Origin of the sequence: Helicobacter sp. MIT 05-5293 (assembly GCF_000765665.2) — a bacterium.
In the GTDB taxonomy this organism is placed as follows: Bacteria; Campylobacterota; Campylobacteria; order Campylobacterales; family Helicobacteraceae; genus Helicobacter_C.
The window spans coordinates 1-21,924 of sequence record NZ_JROZ02000004.1 but is presented as its reverse complement, the minus strand read 5'-3'; the positions used below and the strand labels follow the sequence as shown (position 1 = coordinate 21,924).

Here is a 21,924-nt window from a genome sequence, read left to right as displayed (position 1 = left end):
TCTAGCAAGAAAGGAAGAAAAATGTTAGATAAAAAAATGAATCTTCATAGCTTTAAGGCAAAAAAAGGCAAGGAAAAAATCACTTCTATCACGGCTTATGATGCTTTGATGGCAAAGATTTTTGATGGTGAAGTCGATATGATTTTGGTTGGAGATAGTCTCAAGATGAGCTTTGGTGGTGAGAGCGAGACATTAGGGGCAAGTATGGAAGAGATGATTTATCATACAAAAGCAGTGTGTAAGGGCGTAAAATATTCTTTTGTCATAGCGGATATGCCTTTTGGAAGTTATGCGACTAAAGATATGGCACTGACGAATGCCCTCCGATTCTATAAAGAAACTGCTACTGATGCGATTAAGCTTGAGGTGGGCTTGGAGAAGCTAGACATTGTGCGTTCTTTATGCGATGAGGGTATTGCGGTGATGGCGCATATTGGCTTAAAACCTCAATTTATGCGGTTTGATGGAGGGTTTAAGGTGAAGGGTAAAGAGGAAACCCAAGCTAAAGAATTACTTCAAACAGCCTTAGCAATGCAAGAAGCAGGAGCTTTTGGGATTTTGATTGAAGGTGTGAAATCCGATGTCGCAGCACAGATTACAGAATCTTTAGAGATTCCCACTATCGGCATTGGTGCGGGGGTGGATTGTGATGGGCAGATTCTCGTGTGGAGTGATGTATTTGGATTTTTCGATGAGTTTAAGCCTAAATTTGTCCGCCGTTATTTAGAGGGTAAAAATTTACTCAAAGACGCAATTAGAGCATATGCAAGTGATGTGAAAAACAAAGCATTTCCTCACTCACAAGAGAGTTATTAGAATCAATGGAAAAAATTTCAATCCAACACTCATCAGATTCTAATTCATCTCGCAATAATCGCATTGTAGAGGTGCAAAAGATTGATATTGAATCGCATCAGGAAGTCTCGTTGCGCCCAAGTGTGTGGGAAGAATACATCGGACAGGAAAAAATCAAAAAGAATCTTAAAGTTTTTATTGAGGCAAGTAAAAAGCGACAAGAATGTTTGGATCATATTTTATTTTTTGGACCACCCGGACTAGGCAAAACAACGCTAAGTCATATCATTGCTAATGAAATGCAAAGCAGCATTAAAATAACCGCTGCGCCGATGATTGAAAAGGCGGGAGATTTAGCGGCGATTCTGACAAATCTCAATGAGGGAGATATTTTATTTATCGATGAGATTCACCGCTTGAGTCCTGCTATTGAGGAGATTCTCTATCCTGCAATGGAGGATTTTCGACTAGATATTATCATCGGTTCGGGTCCTGCAGCGCAAACATTAAAAATCGATTTGCCTCATTTTACTCTTATTGGTGCGACCACGCGTGCAGGTATGCTTTCTAATCCTTTGAGAGATCGTTTTGGTATGAATTTTCGATTGCAATTTTATGAATCTATCGAATTGGCACAGATTATTTTAGCCGCTGCTTCTAAGTTAGGCAAGACTCTCTCTCAAGTAGCTGCTAATGAGATTGCTAAACGTTCAAGAGGGACACCGCGTATTGCATTAAGACTTTTACGAAGGGTGCGGGATTTTGCCGATGTGAAAGGAGAAGAAAATATCAGTTTAGAGTGCGCCCAATACGCTCTTAATGAATTGGGTGTCAATGAGTTTGGCTTTGATGAGCTTGATTTGCGTTATTTAGAGATTCTCGCAGAATCTCGAGGCAAGCCTATTGGGCTGAATACAATTGCTGCAGCAATGAGCGAAGATGAGGTTACTATAGAAGATGTGATTGAGCCTTATTTGCTTGCTAATGGTTATTTAGAACGCACTGCAAAAGGACGAATTGCGACTTTTAAAACCTATGAATTGCTCAAAATTTCATTTTTTGAAAATAGAGGTTTGTTTTAATTTTTTGTTATTTTGTTTCTTTTTGTTAAGATTCTGACCGACTTTTTTAAAAGTGTGTTGATTCTAAACTGCCTCTTTTGTCGTGTGTAGTTTATACACATACCGATTTTTCGTTTTTTTTTTTTTTGTTTCAAAAGTTTATAATAATTATTTTTTTATATTTAGTATTATATAAAAAACCTTTAGGAGTATTGATGTCATTTTTAAGAAATTTAAGCATTGGTAATAAAATTAGTATTCTTTTAACATTAATTTTATTGGTGGGTAATGTTGCTGTATTAGTGCTTGTATCGATTAATATTGAAAAAAGTATGCAGGAAGAAGCAAAAAAACTTTTGCTCACATCAGCTATTGGTGATGCTCATAATGTAACAGGTTATTTTGAAGCTACAGGTGTGAGTTTAGAGGGTATATCAAAAGCTGTAAGTGCTAATATCAAGGCTTCTCAAGCAATGAGTAGTATCACTTTGGGGAAATTTTTAGAATATATCGTTGATCATGATAGTGTCATCATAGCGAGTTATATCAAAATTGATCATTCTGATTTTGATGCAAGAACACAAAAAGGTTTTGTGATGATTGATAGAGAACCTAATGTTTTTGACAAGGGCGTGGAGTTTGCTTCACTTGATAAAATAAGAACTAAAGGGGGTCAATCAATCATTGAGGCGTTTAGAGATGTCAAAGCGGTGAAAAGTAAAAATTCCGAAGTTATGGTTTCTGACCCTACAAGTGTGATGCTAGAGGGTAAAGAATCTAAGGCTATCAGCATTGCTTTTCCTATTAGAGATGGCGACAAACGCATCGGAGTTGTGGGTGTGTTGATTGATATGAGTAGTCTTACTCAAAAGATTCTTAACGACAAAGATAAGATTTTTGAACATTCTATTCGTCTATTACTTGGCAGTAATGGAATCTTGACAATGTATTCTGATGGCACAAAAATAGGAATACCTCTTCTTGACATTAATGCGACTGAAGGTGCAAAGAAAACTATTGCATTTCAAGCAAGTAAAGAAAGTGATGGAGATGTCATAGAGCTTGAGGCAAGCACAGGGCAAAAAGGTCTTGCGGCTTTGTATAATTTTGAGATTTGGGATAATGTGTATTGGACAATGTTTGATTTCGCACCTTATGAAGAGCTGTTCCAAGCATTGCGTTCTGTGGAAAGAAGTATGCTTGCGGTGCTTATAGTGGTGATGATATTAGTGAATCTTATCGTGATTGGTTATGTTAAATGGGTCATACAAAAAGATATTCACAGAATCTATGAGGGGCTTAAAAACTTCTTTGCATTTTTGAAACGCGAGACGGACGATGTGGCAACAATTCATATTGATAAAGGTGATGAGTTGGGCAAAATGGCAGCGCGTATAAACCAAGCTGTCAAGGATATTAAAGAATACACCCATATTGATAATTTGGCTTTAGAGCAAGCAATTAATTCTGTGCATCAGGTAGAGCAGGGTAATTTAAGCGTGAGACTTGATGCAAAGCCTAACAATCCCGGACTTCTTAAACTTCAAGAGATACTCAATGAATTATTGGAAGTTTTGCAAAAGCGTGTGGGGAGTGATTTGAATCGTATTCATGATATTTTTGAACAATACAAATCATTTGACTTTACAAGCTCTATCCCTAATGCGGTAGGAAATGTCGAAGTTACCGCTAATATATTGGGGGAAGAGATTTGCCAGATGCTTAGAATCTCTAGCGGATTTGCGGAGGAATTAGCCCAAAAAGCACGAGATCTTGATGAATCTGTATCCAAACTCACTGAAGGTTCGACTTCTCAAGCATCTTCATTAGAGCAAACAGCGGCTGCAGTAGAGGAAATCACTTCATCAATGCACCATATCTCTGATAAAACCAATGAAGTGGCTAATCAAGCTAATGATATTAGAAATATCGTGGGTATTATCCGAGACATTGCAGACCAAACTAATCTCTTAGCTCTTAATGCAGCTATTGAAGCAGCAAGAGCAGGAGAACACGGCAGAGGATTCGCAGTCGTTGCTGATGAAGTAAGAAAACTTGCAGAAAGAACTCAAAAGTCTTTAGGAGAAATAGAAGCCAATACAAATCTTCTCGTGCAATCTATCAATGATATGGGAGAAAGTATTAGAGAACAAACCACAGGTGTTACTCAAATCAATGAAGCTATCTCTCATTTAGAATCTGTTACACAAGAGAATGTAGAGATTGCACATCATACCGAGACGATTTCCGAAGTGGTAGATCGTATCGCACAAGATATACTTGATGATGTGAAAAAGAAAAAGTTTTAGCGGTTTTTAATCATATCCGCGATGAGAAAAGCCATCTCAATGGCTTGAGTCGCGTTCAGTCGAGGGTCGCATTGGGTGTTGTAGTTACAAGCTAAACCTTCTTCAGTGATTGCTTGACTGCCACCGATGCACTCGGTTACATTTGCTCCCGTCATCTCTAAATGCACACCGCCCGCATAACTTCCACACGCTTTGTGAATCTCAAAAAAGCTTTTGACTTCATCAAGCACACGATCAAATAGACGTGTCTTGTATCCATTGCTTGCTTTGATTGTATTGCCGTGCATAGGGTCGCAACTCCACAGAATCTCCCGCCCTTCGGTATTAATGGATTCTAAAAGTTTGGGGAAGTTTTGTTTGATTTTATCAGACCCCATACGCACGATGAGATTCAGTCTTCCTCTTTCGTTATGAGGATTAAGAATGTCGCAAATCCCCATAATTTCTTCCTTAGTCGCATTAGGTCCGATTTTCACACCGACAGGATTCTTCACACCGCGTAAAAATTCGATATGTGCTTCATTAAGCCCTCTTGTGCGCTCACCAATCCATAGCATATGTGCGGAGCAGTCATACCATTCGTTTGTGAGAGAATCTTGCCGACAAAGCTGCTCTTCATAATGCAATACCAAAGCTTCGTGAGATGTGTAAAAATCAGTCTCCCTAAGCGTGGGGAGGTTATTAGAATCAATCCCACAAGCTTTCATAAAATCCAATGCTTGTGTGATACGCGATGCAAGCTCTTCGTATTTTTGCCCAAAAGCATTATCTTTGACAAAGCTAAGATTCCATTGATGGACTTGGTTTAAGTCAGCAAAACCTCCTTGCGCAAATGCACGCAAGAGATTAAGAGTCGCCGCACTTTGATGATAGGCTTGAAGCATTCGATTAGGGTCATGCTCACGGGCTTCTGGAGTGAATGCCATTGCATTGATCATATCACCACGATAGCTTGGCAATTCTAATGTGCCATCAGATTCTGTATCGTTTGAGCGAGGTTTTGCAAACTGCCCTGCAATACGCCCGACTTTGATGATTGGACAAGAAGCTCCAAATGTCAGAATCGCCCCCATTTGTATGATTACTTTAAACAAATCACGGATATTAATAGCATTAAATTGTGAAAAGCTTTCGGCACAATCGCCTCCTTGTAGCAAAAATGCTTCTCCCGCGCATGCTTTTGCAAGCTGTGCTTTAAGTGCCCTTGCTTCACCTGCAAAAACAAGGGGAGGGTAACTTTTGAGCTGTGATTCAACGGATTCTAAAAGCTGTTGATTTTTATAGGTTGGGTGTTGCTTGATCGGTTTATGACGCCAACTTTTGGCATTCCATTCATTCATTTTCTCTCCTTTGTAAAACTCAAAAGCGATTTTAACACTTTTGAGCTAAAATGCACTTGAGATGATTATTTGGATTTTTTATAGACATTAAGAGCTGCTGGAGCTTGCATTGTAGGCATCATTTCAAGTCGGTTGATATTCACATGTGAGGGCAAACTTGCCACCCACAATACACTTTGCGCAATGTCTTGGGGCAAAAGTGGCTGTGTATTTTCATAAACAGAATCCGCCTTTGCTTGATCACCCTTGAAACGCACGAGTGAAAATTCACTTCCCCCGCACAAACCCGGCTCAATATCTGTAACGCGAATATTTTTATCATACAAATCTGCCCGAAGATTGAGGCTAAATTGTTTCACAAATGCTTTTGTCGCGCCATAGACATTGCCACATGGATAAGGATAAGTGCCAGCAATCGAACCGATATTGATGATATGTCCATGACCTTGCGCCACCATTTGAGGTAAAAGTAAATGTGTGAGTTTGATTAGGGCTAAGACATTGACTTCAACCATTGTTTCCCAATCGTGTATATCGGCTTTGTCGGCACTATCAAGCCCTAATGCAAGTCCGGCATTATTGATGAGAATATCAATAGATTGAAATTCTGCAGGGAGAGTGCGAATCTTTGCGTGGATACTTTGCGTATCTCGCACATCGCAGACAATTGTTTGAGCAAAGATTCCTAGCTCGTTTTGGAGATTTTTGAGCTTAGATTCTCTTCTTGCAAGGAGAATGACACGATGTCCATTTTGAACAAAAAGTCTTGCAATTGCTTCACCAAATCCGCTTGAAGCTCCTGTGATTAATGCGATCATTGATTACTCCTTTTGTGGGTTTTAAGTGCAAAATAGTGTTTATCACGCTCTTGTTTAAATTCGATAACTTCTTCTTTGACAAGTTCATTGATTAGGCGTTTGAAAGTCTTTTTGCTGATGTGAAATCTATCAAAAATCTCTTGAGGTTGCGAGGAGAAGTCAAGCCTTAAAGGCATCGCATCAATGAGCTGTTGTTTGTGTGTTTGGTGATAGGGCGCAAGAAGTGTGAGGTCAAGTTTCCCATCGGGACGAGCCTTTTTCACATAGGCTTCAAGGGTGCTTCCTAGTGTCAAAGGGGTGTTGAGTTCGTTGTGATAAAGCAAGCCATAATATTTTTGATTGACGACGCAGCCCATACCAAGCGGTGTTTGCTCAAAGACTAAAATTTCTACTTTCGTGTGAGGTGGGATTTTGGAGGGTTTGAGATAGTCTTTGATATTTTGTTTAGCAATTAAGCGGGATTGTTTGTCAAGAGCGATTTTTATTACGACTTTTTGGCTGATTTGAAAATATTGTGGGGATTTGGTGGGCATAAAAAGATCTTTGTCTAAGCCCATATCTAAGAAACACCCAGAATCTGTGCGACTGATAATTTCTAAGGCTATTATCGTTCCTAGCTCTGCTTTGGGAATCTGTGTCGTTGCGACTGGGCGATCATCAGAATCTGTATAGACAAATACTTGCAAATGATCATCTGTTTTTGCATCTTTGGGGAGAAATTTTTGAGGAAGAAGAACTTCTTGAATATCTAGTGCATTGTGAGGGTGATGTGCTATCTTAGTGAATGGAGTAAGATATGCGCCATTTTTTGAGAATCTCTTAATAGAGAGGGTTTGGGTTTGTCCCATAAGAATAGAAGTGTGCATTATAAACGCGCTTTAGATAAAAGAATTTCAAACTCTTTAATTTCTTGTTCTTGAGATTGGATAATGCGTTGGGCAAGGGCTCTTACTTGCTCATTTTGCGTATATTTGAGAATCTCTTTTGAGGTATCAATCGCACACTGATGATGAAGAATCATCAGTGCAAGAAAGTTTTTATTGATGTTTGGCGTGAGATTTAAATCGTTCATTTCTTGTATCATTGTATTTTTGTCTGATTTAGCTTGTTGGTTAAAAAGTGTAACTTCTTTGGGGCTATAAAGTTTTTTCTGTGTTTCTAGTGTCGGTAGCAATATGCCAAATTCTTCAATTTCAGCTTTTTGGTCTTTGATGATTTTTTGTGCAATCTTTCTGATTGTCGGATTCTTGGAGTATTTAAGCACGATTTGTGAAGCATCAATCGCACCTTGATGATGGGGAATCATATTTGTGATATAGTTCAAATCTAAATAATCACTTTCCAAAAATTTTTCTTGCATTATGGGTTCTTGTATTGCGTTTATGATGGTTTGAGAGGGGGTTGGTTTGGGCGCACTTATGGGCTGCTTTTCTTGTTGGTTAGAAGGGGGATTTTGATGCGTGTCTTGGATAATTTGAGCATTTAAGTTTAGCAACATTCCCCATATAATGAGCATTTTTTTCATACCAAAACCTTCGTTTTTTATTTTATGGTATCAAAAATTAGTTTATCATCTTTAAATCATTGTAGGTGTTATTTTATAAAATACCATTTTTGTAAAGAAGACAAAATTCTCTTGCAATACGCGGATTCTTACTGCCCTTAAGTGAAGCAAAATTTAACGCTTTTTGTCTCCAAAGCTCTTCTAATGGTATGGGTGATATATAGGTTTCTAGTAATGTGTGGATAAGCGAGAGAAACTCTTGTGTGCCTAAAGTATAGAATCCTAAAGTAAGCCCGAAACGATCACTTAAGGAAAGTAATTCATCGTGAGCATCATTGAGGTGCATAGTGTCTTGAGGATAGGTTTCATCAATAAGATGTCGTTGATTAGAAGTCGCATACAGCAAGACATTAGAGGCTTTTTGCTCAAATGAACCTTCCAAGACACTTTTTAAAGCTTTATAGCTTTCATCATTTGCATCAAAAGAAAGATCATCGCATATTATAATAAATCGATAGGGCAAATCCCGCACAGAATCAATACATAAAGGCATAATAGCAAGGCTATTTTTTGGGATTTCTATCACTCGTAAAAGAGTATTGGGTGTGTGTAGAAAAGAGCCTAACACACATTTGATTGCCGAGCTTTTACCACAGCCTCTAGCACCCCACAATAAGGCATTGCAAGATTCTTCGCCTTGAATGAATTTTTGTGTATTGCGTTGGAGTGATTGTAGTTGAGAATCTATCCCTTTAAGTGCATCAAAAGAGAGCGTATCCCATTGGGCAATGGGCTTAAAATATCCGCCATAATCTTCAAATTTCGGGCGATAGATACAAGCTAAAGTCGTGTCAAAATCAAATTTAAACATCATATTTATCTTTATTTTTGTGATTTATCCGCATTGCAGCACAAATTTTTGATGAGTATCAAGCGTGATTTTGACATTACCGCCTTTTTTGAGTTGTCCAAAGAGAATCTCATCGCTAAGTGCAAGTTTGATATGCGTGTCGATGATTCTGCGTATTTCTCTTGCACCAAGTGCTTTATCAATGCTTTGTGAGGCAAGTTGATGTAAGGCTTTATGGGTGATGCTAAGGTTAATTTGACGCTCTTTAAGATGCTGTGCTAGATCATTGATGTATTTTTTTGCAATCAAGAGATATTCTTCTATGCCTAAAGCATTGAAATGTATCACACAATCAATGCGACTGCGCAATTCGGGAGAGAAAAGATGTTTGATTGCCGTGTCATTTTTGCTCGACATATCAGCATTGAATCCTAGCACATTAGCTTCTTTACTTCCTGCATTGCTTGTCATAATGATAATGACATTTTTAAAATCTGCTCGATTCCCAGCATTATCTGTCAAACTCGCTGAATCAAGAATCTGCAAAAGGATATTGTAAATATCTGCGTGAGCTTTTTCAATCTCATCAAGGAGCAACACACAATGAGGTGTTTTGCGTATCGCATCGACAAGCAATCCGCCTTGTTCGAACCCGACATATCCTGCAGGTGCGCCAATGAGCCGTGAAACGGAATGAGATTCCATATATTCACTCATATCAAATTTGCAAAATTCAATGCCTAACTCTTTTGCTAACTCTTTTGCTAACTCCGTTTTACCTACGCCACTAGGACCTGCAAAGAGAAAACTCCCGATAGGTTTTTCTCCTTCGGTCAATCCGGCTTTATTTTTCTTGATGACATTGACTAGCTCATCAATGGCTTTGTCTTGTGAGAATATACGCTCTTTAAGTTTGTGGGCGAGATTCTGAAGAGTTTTGCCTTCACTCTTGTTGATTTGAGATTTGGGGATATGCACACTTTTGCTAATCACAGATTCAATGTCTTTGAGTGTGATAACAGGGATTTTTTCTTCGGTTTTGCCAGAGATTCTGAAATTTGCTCCGACTTCGTCAAGCAAATCAATCGCCTTATCGGGAAGAAATTTATCACTGATATAACGATGAGACAAATCCACACACGCCTTAAGAGCGACTTTAGAATATTTGATATGATGATAAGATTCATAAATTGGTGCAAGCCCTTCTATGATTTTGTAGCAATCCTCAAGGCTTGGTTCTTTTACTTCTACCTTTGCAAAGCGGCGCACAAGGGCTTTATCTTTGTCAAAATGTTGTTTAAATTCAGTAAAAGTAGTCGCACCGATGCAACGCAAAGTGCCATTAGCAAGAGCAGGTTTTAAGAGATTGGACGCGTCAAGATTCGAACCCGAAGTCGCCCCAGCTCCTACAATTGTGTGAATCTCATCAATAAATAAAATACTATGAGGGATTTTAGCGATTTCAGCTAAAACGCCCTTAAGACGTTTTTCAAAATCACCACGATATTTGCTTCCCGAAATCATTGAGCCAATGTCAAGTGCAAAAATCTGCGCATCATGCAGGACTTTAGGCAGTCGTTTATGATGCACCTCTAATGCCAATCCCTCCGCAATGGCTGTCTTCCCTACACCCGGCTCACCGACAAGGATAGGATTATTCTTTTTGCGTCTGCACAGAATCTCACTCACCCTCCAGATTTCATCTTCTCGCCCGATGACAGGATCGATTTTATTTTCTTGTGCAAGTCGTGTGAGGTTTTTTGTGTATTTTAGCAAATAATTTTCAGCTCTTTCAGGGCTTTCGGTATGATCTTGTGTGGATTCTTGTTCATCTTGAGTGATGACTTCTAGCACACTCAAACGATCAATACCTTGAGATTTGAGAATCTTTGTGCTAAAGCTTTGTGTTTCTTCTAAGATTGATGCGATGAGATCCCCGACATCAATATTTTGTTTATTGCTACTTTGGGCGTGATTCATCATCGAACTCATAATGCGATCAAGTGCAGGGGTTTGACGCGGATTAGTGATAATATGATCGGTGAAAGGAATGTATTTTTTGAGATAAAGGCTTGTCATTTGCACCATTTCTTGGATATTGCCTCCGCATTTTTGCAGGATAGATTTACCTTGTGTATTGTTAAGCGTGGCGAGAAATAGATGCTCGGTCGTGAGGATATTGTGTCGCATTTCGCGTGCAATATCAATAGATTCGTTAAAAATCAATGTAAGATTCTGTCCAATCATTGTATTCCTCTTAATTAAGGCATTTCTTCTGTTTTGACTCGCAGAGGATAGCCGTGTTTATGTGCTTTTTCTTTGACGATTTGTGTTTTAAGCTCGGCAATATCATAAGTATAAATGCCGCATACCCCTATACCTTCATTATGGACTTTAAGCATAATTGCCATTGCTTCATCAGTCGTCTTTTCAAATACTTCTACTAGAATATTCACGACAAAATCCATCGCTGTCCAGTCGTCATTTAAAAGGAGGACGCGATACATTTTAGGCTGCTCTAATAATACCTCTAGGCTTGTTTCAAATGCTGTTTGTGCCAAAATTTATCCCTCAAAAGTTTGATTTAAGCTCCATCATTTTAGCAAAAATAAGTAAAACATTGTTTATTTATTTTTGTTTTGCTTACTTTTGATATTGCAAATGAATGAGAATCTTATCATTCATTTGCTTGAGTTTGCATAGAGCATTTTGCTTTTAATGCGTGAGATTCTGTGTCAATGCAAAAATATAAAAATCTGCAAAAGAAGTGTGATTGGGATTCTTTTCGTCAAAAGGATATTTGTTAGGAATGACTTGAGAGAGATTCCAAGAAGGTGCATTTTCTTTGACCCAATCGGTGAATTTCCTGTGCTTGACATGTTCCCAGTGCAGCTCTGTTTTGTTGGAAGAATAGATAATGACAAAGGCGTATGAGGAGGCAAAGAGATGGCGCATATAAGTGTCAAATACAGAATCATCGACTAGATGATAAATCACATCAAGTGAAATACTTAAGGGCGATTGTGGCGGATTTTGTTGGAGGTATTCTTTGACTTCAAAGAATGTTTTTGTCTTATCGTTACTGAATTTTTGTCTGTTATTTTTAATAGCAGTGGGTGAGACATCAAGCCCGATATAAGAGGGAAACGCAAACAAAGCACATTGATTCCCATCGCCGCAACCCCATTCTAAAACATTATGGATAGAGTGTTCTTTGACAAAGGCATTAAGCACTTCTGCTTTAAATTGTGCGAGATTATTGTAGCTCCCTGCACCCGATGCGCCAATATAGGCAATGCGGGCTTTGGATTTTATCTTATGCCCCCCCCCCCATTACTTCATCAGTATGTGATTTATATCGAATTTCCCAATATTCATCAGAATCAAATCGTATTTTTTCTTTGAGTTGTGGATAATGCGTCATCACATTGGCGAGTTGCTTATCATTTGCTCCCCCAAAGACATTGGTGCGATAGAGCGCAAGGTCGTGATTCCCGTCCCAATCCACATCATTAAGAGTAGGGATATTATCCTTTACAACATTGATTTTTGTCCCTTTGAGCAAAGCCATAGCAAAAAACCAAATATCATCAGCACTCGGGCAAAGTTTTAAGAACAAATCTTGTTTTAAAATATCTTCATGCAAGCAATGCGGAGGATAAAGCACACCACCTACACCTGTGAAAAAGTTTAAATATGAAGGTATGGTTTGTGTGTAGAGAATACTTGATTGCCATTGTTGGTAGGGTCGTATCTCTCCGTTTGAATCAAAAGAGATTCTGTGCGCTCTGTGGCAATGGATAAATTGAGGCTCTTTGAGATAGGCATCATAGAGGAGTTTTAGCCAATCTGGACTATATATCACATCATCATCGGCTGTAACGATTATAGAATCTTTAAAATCTTGCAGAGCGTGAATAAACTTATTGTAAGATCTAAGATTTCCTTGCACAAAGGCAATTTCTAGCCCACATTCACAAAAAGCCAAGAGTTTAGCAGGCAAATCTTGCTCTTTATTAGGGAATTCATTTTCAGTGAGATAAAGAACCACGCGATGAGGTTTGTGTGTCTGTATCAGTAAAGAATGCAATGTGTGGTGAATAAGTGGGATTCGTTTGGGATAAGAAGTCAGAGAGATGATGAGCTCTTGTGATTGTGGATTAGAATCTTGAGATTCTGCATTGCTCCCCCCCCCCCCGCTATTTTATTGTGATTAAGTGCATAAAGCGTGCCGGGTGTTTTAGAATCTAAAAAAGCTTCGATGATTTTATCGAAAGCGGCGATTCTCCTTTTGTGTCGGATTTTTTGCTTTTTTTCTCTGATGATGTCGCGCAAAAAACGAGGTAAAAGTTTCATAGCGGATTCCTTTGGGTAAGATAGCCTTTGATAGGGCATTATTGCGTCTTGGCTTTCAAAATATTTTAGCCTTAAGCAAGGGGATTTTATCATAAAATCTTATACGCATACTTAAACTATGATTTGTATTTGCGCAAGTTAAGTTAAAGAGTCTAAAGAAGATTTTTAGAATGGGTTTTTAGCTTTACATATTTTAATCAATAATGAACGTAGATCTAAAATGATATAATGCTGATTTTATTTTTATTTCAAAAGGAGATTTTAATGGCTAAATCGCGTTTAGATCCACTAGGTGGCATCAAAAGAAGATTAAATATTGTTAATGACAACTTATATCGTTTGCAGAGTTTGCAGAGAATCATCAGCACAAACCATGCAATACAAGCTTGTGTCCAGAATCAAGAGCATAAGGAATTGCTTTTTACAATGCTTCAAATGGGATTAAATGTAGTGGTAGATTCTCGTAAGTCTTGCATTGAAAATACGAAAAAGTATCTTAATGCTGTGCGTCCAGCACAAATTGATAATCTCGTGCGAATAGGTGGCAAAAGAGATGGCGGATATGTAATGTTACTACCCCCCCCCCATTAATAGCTCACAGCCAAAGGCAGTTTCTCTAGGTGTTTCTGATTTTTCCCCTTGGGATTTAGATATGGCAAAGATGGGCTATCAAGTCTTGCAATATGATGCAAGTATAAAAAAAGCTCCAGATACACATAAGAATATGATTTTTCATAGAAAATTTGTCGGGACAATAAGAGATCATCAAACCATTACTTTTGAAGATATTATGCAGCAATACAGCTTTGATGAAAAAGCCCATAATATATTACAAATAGACATTGAGGGTGCGGAGTGGGAGATACTTGAAAAACTTGATTTTAGCATATTTGAAAAATATTTTTCACAAATTATTCTTGAGTTTCACGACTGCGACCCTAGAAAATCACTACAAGCACAAAGACATATCTCCATACTAGAGAAGTTTCGCCATGCTTTTCAGCCAATACACTTGCATTATAATCCATGTCATTATCATGTTTATGTAAAAGATCGTTTTATGTCAAGTCTGCTTGAAGTGAGCTATGCGAGAAAAGACTTACTACCAAAGACTTTTATACTACGAAATGAATGCGGTGATATACCAAACCTTGATTATCCAAATCACGAATGGTTGCTGAATATCCCCATTTTATTTGAATAAGCTTTAATGATGCGATAGGCATTACCCAGTGATAAGATGATATGTGCTTGATATAAGCGCATATCTATATCGTATAAGAATCTCAAATACATTTATCACAATCGTCATTTATCAAAAATTCATTATAATTTTAGACTGATTGCGATAGAGATTTTCACTAAAATAAATAGAGAATCTTGATGCTAAAATATTCACCCTCAAAGGAATTTTTTGATAAAAGCTCTGTTTGTAAAGCATCTGTGGCAGATTCTGTGTGGGTTTGCCTTTTGTATCACGCAAGTTTGGGGTGTGCAGGATTCTACTTATGCACTAAGTATTGATGGCTCGCCCAAATATCCTATAAATTTCACACATTTTGATTATGCTAATCCTAACGCATCTAAAGGCGGGAGTCTTAAGGGATTCTCACTAGGGACTTTTGATAGTCTCAATCCTTTCGTGCAGAAAAACAATCCCGCCGCAGAACTCACGACACTTCTTTATAATACACTTACTATTCAAAGCCTTGATGAGCCTTTTAGTGAATATGGGTTGATTGCAGATTCTATTACTTTGGCAAAGGATTATTCATTTGTGATTTTTCATATTAATCCTAAGGCAAAATTTGCTGATGGCGTGAGTGTGAGCGCACAAGATGTAAAGTTTAGCTTTGAGACGCTTTTAAATCGTGGCAAAATTGAATACAAGCGTTATTATGCTGATGTCCAATCTGTCGAGATTCTGAATCCTCAAGAAGTCAAATTTACCTTCAAAACTAATACAAATAAAGAACTCCCCTTGATTCTGGGACAATTACCCATTTTACCGCAACATTTTTATATGCGTAATGGCGAGAATACTTTTGGTCAGAATCTATTAGAAATCCCTCTAGGAAGCGGCGCGTATCGGATTAAAAAGTTTGAAGTAGGGCGCAGTATCACCTATGAGCGCAATCCTGAATATTGGGCGAAAGATCACCCGACACAAAAGGGAATGTATAATTTTGATGAAGTTGTGATTGAATATTACAAAGATCCTGCAGTGGCGCAAAATGCTTTTATGGCGGGTGAGTATGATTGGCGGATTGAGACAAGTGCGAAAGTATGGGCGAGTGATTATCAAGGTGCGGCATTGCAAAGCGGCAAGATTATCCAAAAAGCCTTTAGACATCAGCTCCCTAGCACTTTTCAAGGATTTTTCTTTAATACTCGTAAAAGCCCTTTTGATAATATCAAAGTGCGCGAAGCTTTGTTGTATGCTTTTGATTTTGAATGGAGCAATCAGAATCTGTTTTTTAACCAATACACACGCACGACTAATATTTTTAATAATTCTCCTTTTGCGTCATCGAGAATCCCAACAGGCAGAGAAAAAGAAATACTCCTTAGCTATAAAGATTCTCTCAAAGATGAGCGAATATTATCGCAAGAATATATCATTCCACGCACTGATGGGCGTATCAAAGTAGGGGAAAACAAGCGAGAAAATCTCAAATACGCAAGGGATTTGTTGCAACAAGCAGGTTATCATATCCGTAATGGTGTGTTAGTCAATCAAGCGAATGAGCCTTTAGAATTTGAGATTCTCATTTCATACGAGGGATTTGAGCGGCTTTGTTTGCCTTTTGCACAGAATCTCCAAAAGCTTGGTATCAAAGCGACAATCAAGAATGTTGATAATTCACAATATATTAATCGTGTGAGAAATTTTCAATACGATATGGTGATTGAGCTTTTGGGGCAAAGTCTTTTTCCGGGTAATGAGCAAAATTACTATTGGGGGTCGTTTGTCGCAAATACAGCAGGAAGTAAGAATTTTGCGGGGGTGAGTGATCCTGTGGTCGATGATCTTGTCGCAAGGCTCATTGTCGCGCAAGATTCAGATGAAAGAAATGCCATAGGCAGGGCATTGGATAGAATCTTATTGTGGGGATTTTATGCAATCCCGCATTTTAATGTCCAAACTTTCCGCATAGCGTATTGGGATAAAATCGCTATGCCTAAAGATTCACCCCCTTATGGAATCGATCCTTACTTATGGTGGGCAAAGGCTCAATGAGCGTAGAGTCTTGTTTAAATCTAAAATGTTATAATATTGCCTTTATAGATTCTAAAAATCACGCTTTTTAAGGAAAAATATGCACCATTATTTGGATTTTATCAATGCTAAAGACTTGGAGAAAAATGCTATTTTTGGCTATTTGAAATGCGATGTGCAAGAGGGTAGAATCTTGCAAATAATGGCTCAATCTCTGCTTGAGGGGGAAATAGATTTTTGCGTAAATACCTTGCTTTCAAAGGTTTTCCCACACGCAAAGGGCGATTTGCTCACACAAAATGAAGTTAATCTCTCCTATTTGCCTAAGATTAGGAATCTTATTGAGCTTGGTTGGATTGCGCAAAGCTCATTTTTACAGCATAGAATCGGTGAGATTTCGTTGCTTGAATTGTATAATGATAATATTTGCCTAACCCATACTTTTTTGAAACTCCTTGAGGATGGCACACTTAATATTGATTTACCTGAAATCACACCTTATGAGGATCATTTAGAGTATCTCAAAGACCAGTTTGCTGTGATTGATATTTTGCAAAAGATGAGTGCGCTAAAATTTGCTCAAAAAATCAATTCCGCCGCACTCTCACGCGCAAGCTATCGTTTGAAACTCCTTGAAGACACGATAAGCGCGCGTTTAAATCTCACACAAAAAGATATTAGTATTATCTCTTTATGTAAAGAATACGCACTTGAAAATAAAGAGCAAATCATTTTTTTCGCTTTGTTGAAAGAGGAATATTCTGGGAGTGATGAGAATCTGCGCGATATGAATCATCTTTTAGAGCTTGTCAGTCAAGATGAATACGACAAAATCAAGCACCGCGTCTTGCTTGATGAAAATTCAAAACTTGTGCAAAAGGGATTGGTTGATTATGATGAGTTGCTTAGTCCTTTTGGGGGAATCTCACGCACATTTTTTATTCCCGAAAATATTTTGCAAATGATCATTCACCCCACTAAAAAGAAAAAACGCATTAAGATTAGCCTTGATAGCATTATCAAGGAGCAAGAAGTGTTTGAGCTTTTAGAGCCTAAATACGATATGAGCGAGATTATCCTTGATCGTCAAACGCGTGAAATTTTAGAGAATCTCCTCTCGCAAATGGATAGTAATGTCGTGCGCTTACTCAAACTCTGGGGGATTAAAGACAAAAAAAGAGGCATTGATGCGAAGATTCTCTTTTATGGTGCGCCCGGCACAGGCAAGACAATCAGCGCGCTTGCACTCGCAAAAAGTCTTAAAAAGCAGATTCTTAGTTTTGATTGCTCAAAAATTCTCTCTATGTATGTTGGAGAATCTGAAAAAAATGTCCGCAAGATTTTTGATAATTATCAAGAGATTTGCAAAAAAATCAAAAACGAACCTATCTTACTGCTTGATGAGGCGGATCAGTTTCTTAGCACGCGCAATACAGGTGGTCATAGCGTAGATAAAATGCACAATCAAATGCAAAATATTTTCCTAGAACAAATTGAGCGATTTGAGGGAATCTTGATTGCTACGACAAATCTTCTTGAGACTTTTGATAGCGCATTTTCACGGCGATTTAATTATAAGATTCAGTTTAAGCGTCCGCATTTTGAGCAGCGCGTGGAGCTTTGGGATAAACTTTTGCCACAAAATGCAGAATTTAAGGCACTCCAAAGAATGGAGCTTGCTAAGAATCTCGCACAATACGACCTTAGCGGAGGACAGATTAATCTTGTGATAAAAAACACCGCTTACAAAGTCGCGACTAAAACTAAGCCGATTTTTACTCAAGAAGATTTCATCAAGGCGATTAAGGACGAATTGAGTGGGAATTTTGATGGCACAAAGAGTATGGGCTTTGGAAGATGAGAAAGATTATCTTGTAGTATTGCAGAATCTCCGAATTCTTATACTTATTGGAAAGATACCATTAGAACAATGTTAATCAAAGTGCTACAATAGAAAAATCCCTAAGAAAGCAGGAGCTAAGACACTTTTGGAGATTTTAAGGAGTGAAGAGAAGGTAAAAGAATATAAAAAAGAGTTTTGGGAGAAAAGATGGTAGAAAAAGAGGAAGAGTATAGGCGAAAGCTACGAGAGAATTATCAAGAAATAAGCAGTAATCCCAATATTCCTTGGCATTTTTAGGTCGCATCGAAGTGGAGGAGGATTAAGCAATGCAAATCCATCAAACAAGGATAGAAAATGAAAGCTATAATTTTAATTAAAAAATTTTACGATTCTTTTATATTGCCCCCTTTATACAACACTATAACTTTCAACTTTGAAGCCAAGCTTTCTCGGAGAGAATATCTAGTTTTTTGGCTAAGCATCCTTATATTTGTTGTCTGTTTAATGATATTTACAATTTATGGTATCAGCTTTACTCGAGGGCTTTTTAGAATCTTATTTGACATTCAATATCCCAAATTGGATTTAGGAGATTTATTATTTTTTTATATGTTTGGCTGTATGGTGTCTATGGCAGTATTGACTTTGCCATTTTTTATCACAACAGCAAATCGCTTAAAAGATGCCGACATAAATGCGTGGATTCTGTTACCATTATTTATTTTAATGTGGTTATGGGGGACGAATTTATTGCAATTCCAATACAATAGCGAATCTACCCCTTTGATATATAAAATATTAAGCTATTCGTTAATGTTTATGCTTCCGTGTATAATTCTTTTGGCGGTATTTTTCCCCACCAAAAACAAACCATAAGCCAACTACAATAATATGTCTTCCACCCCCTCCATTTACACTTTACAAACAATCCTACAAAAAGACAAAGCTTATTCTACTTTAGGCATAGAGTTAAAATCTCCTAAAATGATAGATACTTATAACAACAATGGAAACTTTAGTATTAAACTCACAAATATTAACTTACAAGATACTAAACTTCTCTTTCTTTTATTCCCTTTAAAGATAATTATGAGGCTAATAATACCAAAGCATAAAAGATTCAAATAGAATCTAACCTTTGGAAGAAATAAAGGCATATGTGGATAAAGAAATGATGCCTTTCTTATGAGTGGAAAGGTGAATGGGTGTTTTTTTGAAGTTTATCATACAGAGATTCTAAAAGATGCTTGAAATAATAATTGATTGAAAAACAATTTCTTCGAAACGACGAGGGTCTTCCTTTTTTTATTAAAAAAATGAAATTTTGCGCACATTTTAGGAGAATCTTAGATTTCTGTAATGTGCGCCAAGTTAATTGCGTGCTTAAGAAGTTTCGAGCCTAATCTTTAAGGCTCTTCATATCAATCACATAGCGGAATTTTGCTTTGCCGCTCGTGAGGTTTTCATACGCTTCATTGATTTGTGTGATAGAAATCACCTCTGTTTCGGGATAAATCTTGTGTTGGAGCGAAAAGTCGAGCATTTCTTGAGTTTCTTTAATCCCGCCAATCAGAGAACCATAGACCTTTTTACCCGCCGCAAAAACAAGCCTTGTCAAGTCGATTGCAAGATTCTCATTTGCCGGTGGCAAGCCCACAATCGCCATTTCTCCGCCGAATTTGAGCAGCTCGAGATACGCATTCACATCATACGCGGTGGGAATCGTGGAGATGATAAAGTCAAACCGCTCTTTGCACGACTTTGTGTCGGTGTAGAGTGCCTTTGCGCCAAGCTCTAGGGCTTCTTTTTCTTTGTTTTTGTTGCGCGCAAACACGCTGACTTCTGCGCCCATTTTGAGCGCATATTTGAGCGCCATTACGCCAAGCCCGCCAAAGCCAGCCACAGCGACCTTATCGCCTTTTTTGACATTACTAAAACGAATGGGCGAATAGGTGGTGATACCCGCGCAAAGCAGCGGTGCGACCTTTTCAAGCGGCGCGTCTTGGGGGACATTCACCGCAAACTTTTCGCTCACCACGATGTTGTTTGAATACCCGCCATAAGTTGGCTCGTTGTCGTGGAAGTAATCGCGGCAGTCATAGGTGAAAACGCATTGTCCGCGTTCGCAAAACTGCTCTTGGCTTCTCTTGCACGCCTCGCATTCACCGCAACTATTGACCATACACCCCACACCCGCGTAATCGCCGACCTTGAACTTGCTCACATTTTTGCCCACCGCGACCACGCGCCCGGCGATTTCGTGCCCCGGGACCATTGGGAAGATGCCCTTGTGCCACTCTTCGCGTGCGCTGTGAATGTCGCTGTGGCAGATTCCGGCAAACAAAATCTCGATTAAGATGTCGTTTGCGCCCAGAGGGTGGCGCGAAAAGCTAAAGGGTTTGAAAGTGTCGCTTTTGTGCGCGACTGCATAGCCTTTGGCAGTGATTCTCTCTCCATTTTGTGCCTGTGTCAAATTGTCTTTTAATAGCATTTACATCTCCTTAACATTGAAATAAATCTTACAGAATCTGGATTCAAAATTATACCGCTTGATACCTAGTCTTTGTCAAGAGGTTTTGTAATGCTAAGCTTCTCAAACTCTTGATAATATTTCCATGAAGCTACAATGTCGGGACGATGAGATTTGATAAGCTCTAAGTGTTTATCGAAAATATTTTTACATTTTGCCCTTAATTGCGCATCTTTTTTAAAGTGTTCTAAGACATCTTCTTCAGTGAGTTTTTTTGCTTTTTCTTTTGCGTCTTGCTCTATAAGGCTAGGGATAAAGTCTTGTAAATATTCTTTAGTGCGCTGATAGAGTGGTATATTTTGTTTTAATCTCGCTTCATCGTTTTTATCAATGGCAATGCGCACCATATCGTGTGCCAGATTCCCTAATATTTCAGCACTTATATCTCGCTTATTTTCAAGGTGAAATTTTTTAAGGATATGGATAGTGATGCCTCCTTGTTTTGTCAGTGAATCTGTATCGTTTGTGTTGAATTTTTCTAAGTCTTGCTGATGGACATAGAGTGTAAGTGGCAACAAACAACCAAAGTCATGTGATCTTGTGAGAAAAAATTCTTTATCGCTTGCTTGGGGAGCAGGGACATTAAAAAGCTGTGCAAAGTTTGCCATTGTTTGTAGGGTTTTTTCTCCTACGATTTCTGACATATCCATAAAGCTTACTTTTTTCTCGTTAATATTGACTAGCTCTCTAAAAAGCTGTGTATCGTGGAAGCATATATAGCGACACTCAAGCCAATCTTCAGTCGCGCTAAGGTTAGGATAATAGCTAGATCCTATGTGATTTTTTGCACTGCTGTATTCTACGAGTTGGGTTAGGATAAAATCCTTATCAAAAGTGAGATTGAATCTCCTTGGGGCTTTGCCTAGTCTCCTGATACTCATATAATGTCTAAGCATACTTATAGGATCTCTGACTTGATTAAGACAGATGATTTGAGGAGAGGGGATTAGAGCATAAAGTTTTTTAGCATTATCATCTATGACGGAGAGATAATCCCTCATCGCAAGAATCCTAGCACCTTGATTAAGGTCATTAAAAAATGAGCAATAAGCAGATTTAGCACAATAATTCTCATCAAGATGTTGAGTAACCTTAATGCCTAGCTTTTCTAAAAATGGCTTGAACACACTCCCCGTGCCATGAGATTCAAATTTCACCATATCGCATTGTGGCAAAGGCACATTCATCTCCCATGCAAGTTCTGCAGGGATATTCTCATAGCTTAAGATAAGATGATGTATGGGTGTGTGTGATAGTGTATTTTTGTTGGGATTATGAGATTCTATTTTTTTATTGTG

At 38.3% G+C, this 21,924-nt stretch carries 20 protein-coding genes; 8 read left to right on the top strand and 12 right to left on the bottom strand.

What is annotated here, in order from left to right:
* Positions 1 to 21: 21 nt before the first annotated feature.
* The 3 genes from panB to LS68_RS09965 all read left to right on the top strand — a co-directional run bounded on the left by panB (position 22) and on the right by LS68_RS09965 (position 4,165).
* Positions 22 to 816, top strand: a complete 795-nt coding sequence (gene panB, locus LS68_RS07605) for a 3-methyl-2-oxobutanoate hydroxymethyltransferase (RefSeq protein ID WP_034369907.1) — start codon at positions 22 to 24, stop codon at positions 814 to 816.
* 5 nt (positions 817 to 821) lie between these two features.
* Entirely contained in the window at positions 822 to 1,877 is a 1,056-nt protein-coding gene (gene ruvB, locus LS68_RS07600) for a Holliday junction branch migration DNA helicase RuvB (protein WP_052100178.1), read from the top strand.
* Positions 1,878 to 2,071: 194 nt separating this feature from the next.
* Positions 2,072 to 4,165 carry a methyl-accepting chemotaxis protein gene (locus tag LS68_RS09965; protein WP_347232427.1) on the top strand — a complete coding sequence of 698 codons (2,094 nt, stop codon included), beginning with the start codon at positions 2,072 to 2,074 and terminating at the stop codon, positions 4,163 to 4,165.
* Here the strand turns inward: LS68_RS09965 and LS68_RS07590 are convergent.
* The 10 genes from LS68_RS07590 to LS68_RS07545 all read right to left on the bottom strand — a co-directional run bounded on the left by LS68_RS07590 (position 4,162) and on the right by LS68_RS07545 (position 13,033).
* A complete protein-coding gene (locus tag LS68_RS07590) occupies positions 4,162 to 5,505 on the bottom strand; it encodes a 3-deoxy-7-phosphoheptulonate synthase class II (protein WP_034369370.1) in 1,344 nt (447 codons plus the stop codon). The two genes, LS68_RS09965 and LS68_RS07590, sit on opposite strands and share 4 nt — an antisense overlap.
* A 65-nt stretch (positions 5,506 to 5,570) precedes the next feature.
* Positions 5,571 to 6,323 (bottom strand): SDR family oxidoreductase, encoded by a 753-nt coding sequence (locus LS68_RS07585; RefSeq protein WP_034369372.1) that lies wholly within the window; start codon positions 6,321 to 6,323, stop codon positions 5,571 to 5,573.
* Complete coding sequence (locus LS68_RS07580) at positions 6,320 to 7,189, bottom strand: S1-like domain-containing RNA-binding protein (RefSeq protein WP_052100109.1); 870 nt, start codon at positions 7,187 to 7,189, stop codon at positions 6,320 to 6,322. The genes LS68_RS07585 and LS68_RS07580 overlap by 4 nt, the downstream gene beginning before the upstream one ends.
* On the bottom strand, positions 7,189 to 7,848 hold the full coding sequence (locus LS68_RS07575) for a DUF305 domain-containing protein (protein WP_034369375.1): 660 nt from the start codon (positions 7,846 to 7,848) through the stop codon (positions 7,189 to 7,191). The genes LS68_RS07580 and LS68_RS07575 overlap by 1 nt, the downstream gene beginning before the upstream one ends.
* Positions 7,849 to 7,921: 73 nt before the next feature.
* Positions 7,922 to 8,701 (bottom strand): DUF815 domain-containing protein, encoded by a 780-nt coding sequence (locus tag LS68_RS07570; RefSeq protein WP_052100111.1) that lies wholly within the window; start codon positions 8,699 to 8,701, stop codon positions 7,922 to 7,924.
* A 21-nt stretch (positions 8,702 to 8,722) separates the two neighbouring features.
* Positions 8,723 to 10,924, bottom strand: a complete 2,202-nt coding sequence (locus LS68_RS07565) for an AAA family ATPase (RefSeq protein WP_138091346.1) — start codon at positions 10,922 to 10,924, stop codon at positions 8,723 to 8,725.
* A 14-nt stretch (positions 10,925 to 10,938) separates the two neighbouring features.
* A complete protein-coding gene (locus tag LS68_RS07560) occupies positions 10,939 to 11,238 on the bottom strand; it encodes an ATP-dependent Clp protease adaptor ClpS (RefSeq protein ID WP_034374233.1) in 300 nt (99 codons plus the stop codon).
* Between the two features lie 154 nt (positions 11,239 to 11,392).
* Entirely contained in the window at positions 11,393 to 11,911 is a 519-nt protein-coding gene (locus LS68_RS09850) for a class I SAM-dependent methyltransferase (RefSeq protein ID WP_241993715.1), read from the bottom strand.
* Between the two features lie 82 nt (positions 11,912 to 11,993).
* On the bottom strand, positions 11,994 to 12,680 hold the full coding sequence (locus LS68_RS09845) for a hypothetical protein (protein ID WP_347232426.1): 687 nt from the start codon (positions 12,678 to 12,680) through the stop codon (positions 11,994 to 11,996).
* A gap of 125 nt (positions 12,681 to 12,805) precedes the next feature.
* Entirely contained in the window at positions 12,806 to 13,033 is a 228-nt protein-coding gene (locus tag LS68_RS07545) for a hypothetical protein (protein WP_138091344.1), read from the bottom strand.
* Between the two features lie 264 nt (positions 13,034 to 13,297).
* Here LS68_RS07545 and LS68_RS07540 point away from each other — a divergent pair, with 264 nt between their 5' ends.
* The 5 genes from LS68_RS07540 (at position 13,298) to LS68_RS07520 (ending at position 18,972) form a co-directional block, all read left to right on the top strand.
* On the top strand, positions 13,298 to 13,624 hold the full coding sequence (locus tag LS68_RS07540) for a hypothetical protein (protein ID WP_034372218.1): 327 nt from the start codon (positions 13,298 to 13,300) through the stop codon (positions 13,622 to 13,624).
* A gap of 61 nt (positions 13,625 to 13,685) precedes the next feature.
* Positions 13,686 to 14,237: an FkbM family methyltransferase gene (locus LS68_RS07535; protein WP_034372216.1), complete on the top strand. Its 552-nt coding sequence runs from the start codon at positions 13,686 to 13,688 to the stop codon at positions 14,235 to 14,237.
* 210 nt (positions 14,238 to 14,447) lie between these two features.
* Positions 14,448 to 16,274 carry an extracellular solute-binding protein gene (locus tag LS68_RS07530; protein WP_241993714.1) on the top strand — a complete coding sequence of 609 codons (1,827 nt, stop codon included), beginning with the start codon at positions 14,448 to 14,450 and terminating at the stop codon, positions 16,272 to 16,274.
* 79 nt (positions 16,275 to 16,353) lie between these two features.
* A complete protein-coding gene (locus LS68_RS07525; RefSeq protein ID WP_034372213.1) occupies positions 16,354 to 18,114 on the top strand; it encodes an ATP-binding protein in 1,761 nt (586 codons plus the stop codon).
* Positions 18,115 to 18,450: 336 nt separating this feature from the next.
* Positions 18,451 to 18,972 (top strand): DUF805 domain-containing protein, encoded by a 522-nt coding sequence (locus LS68_RS07520; RefSeq protein ID WP_034372210.1) that lies wholly within the window; start codon positions 18,451 to 18,453, stop codon positions 18,970 to 18,972.
* A 523-nt stretch (positions 18,973 to 19,495) separates the two neighbouring features.
* Here the strand turns inward: LS68_RS07520 and LS68_RS07515 are convergent.
* Together LS68_RS07515 and LS68_RS07510 are read right to left on the bottom strand one after the other, a co-directional pair.
* A complete protein-coding gene (locus tag LS68_RS07515; protein ID WP_138091342.1) occupies positions 19,496 to 20,587 on the bottom strand; it encodes an NAD(P)-dependent alcohol dehydrogenase in 1,092 nt (363 codons plus the stop codon).
* A gap of 65 nt (positions 20,588 to 20,652) precedes the next feature.
* Positions 20,653 to 21,924 (bottom strand): DUF2972 domain-containing protein (locus LS68_RS07510; RefSeq protein ID WP_138091340.1); only part of this gene is annotated, 1,272 nt, incomplete at its 5' end.

Coding starts and splice junctions, on each gene's coding strand:
- panB (WP_034369907.1), top strand. CDS start 22: ATGTTAGATAAAAAAATGAATCTTCATAGCTTTAAGGCAAAAAAAGGC.
- ruvB (WP_052100178.1), top strand. CDS start 822: ATGGAAAAAATTTCAATCCAACACTCATCAGATTCTAATTCATCTCGC.
- LS68_RS09965 (WP_347232427.1), top strand. CDS start 2,072: ATGTCATTTTTAAGAAATTTAAGCATTGGTAATAAAATTAGTATTCTT.
- LS68_RS07590 (WP_034369370.1), bottom strand. CDS start 5,505: ATGAATGAATGGAATGCCAAAAGTTGGCGTCATAAACCGATCAAGCAA.
- LS68_RS07585 (WP_034369372.1), bottom strand. CDS start 6,323: ATGATCGCATTAATCACAGGAGCTTCAAGCGGATTTGGTGAAGCAATT.
- LS68_RS07580 (WP_052100109.1), bottom strand. CDS start 7,189: ATGCACACTTCTATTCTTATGGGACAAACCCAAACCCTCTCTATTAAG.
- LS68_RS07575 (WP_034369375.1), bottom strand. CDS start 7,848: ATGAAAAAAATGCTCATTATATGGGGAATGTTGCTAAACTTAAATGCT.
- LS68_RS07570 (WP_052100111.1), bottom strand. CDS start 8,701: ATGATGTTTAAATTTGATTTTGACACGACTTTAGCTTGTATCTATCGC.
- LS68_RS07565 (WP_138091346.1), bottom strand. CDS start 10,924: ATGATTGGACAGAATCTTACATTGATTTTTAACGAATCTATTGATATT.
- LS68_RS07545 (WP_138091344.1), bottom strand. CDS start 13,033: ATGAAACTTTTACCTCGTTTTTTGCGCGACATCATCAGAGAAAAAAAG.
- LS68_RS07540 (WP_034372218.1), top strand. CDS start 13,298: ATGGCTAAATCGCGTTTAGATCCACTAGGTGGCATCAAAAGAAGATTA.
- LS68_RS07535 (WP_034372216.1), top strand. CDS start 13,686: ATGGCAAAGATGGGCTATCAAGTCTTGCAATATGATGCAAGTATAAAA.
- LS68_RS07525 (WP_034372213.1), top strand. CDS start 16,354: ATGCACCATTATTTGGATTTTATCAATGCTAAAGACTTGGAGAAAAAT.
- LS68_RS07520 (WP_034372210.1), top strand. CDS start 18,451: ATGAAAGCTATAATTTTAATTAAAAAATTTTACGATTCTTTTATATTG.
- LS68_RS07515 (WP_138091342.1), bottom strand. CDS start 20,587: ATGCTATTAAAAGACAATTTGACACAGGCACAAAATGGAGAGAGAATC.